Genomic DNA, 555 nt, shown 5'->3' on the forward strand with positions numbered 1-555 from the left:
TTAGAATCTACCAAAGGCTTATTTCCAACAATACTTTCAACATTAGTCGATGAATGGTTAGCCTTGGCCTCTTCATACTCTTTGGTTAATCGTTTGTTTTCTTCCTCAATAGCTTTATTTTCAAGAGAAGTTTTGGCATTTTCTTTCTCTACTTTTTCTAATTCACGAGCATAATTTGCTTGTTTTTCAGCATTTTCTTTTCTAATACGCTCAACATTAGTATTTTCCGATTTAGATTGATTCTTATATTCCTCTACTTTTTTTTCGATCTGTTCTTTTTGATTGCCATAGTCTTGTTTTATATCAGCCAACTTTGCATTTGCGTCTGTTGCCGTTTCTGCAATACCTTTATCAACTGTATTTTCTTTTACAACTACTAAACCTGCATCCCTAGCCTTATCAACAACAGAATCTAGTTCCGTATGGGGAACTTGAATAGGTAATGCTCCCTGCTTTTGACCACTTTTTCCTTGATTATCTGTAGAAATACTACTTGGATTCGTCTGTGCATAGGGAGCATTCGTAGCCTTATTTTCAGTTATTTCATCTGCAAGA

Annotated in this window: 1 pseudogene; it reads right to left on the reverse strand. The window is 34.8% G+C overall.

The features are described 5' to 3' along the window. Nucleotides 1-555, reverse strand: a pseudogene (locus tag ADH54_RS12100) (hypothetical protein); the annotation flags it as partial.

It is taken from the genome of Streptococcus pseudopneumoniae (genome assembly GCF_001072315.1).
Lineage (GTDB): Bacteria > Bacillota > Bacilli > Lactobacillales > Streptococcaceae > Streptococcus > Streptococcus pseudopneumoniae_R.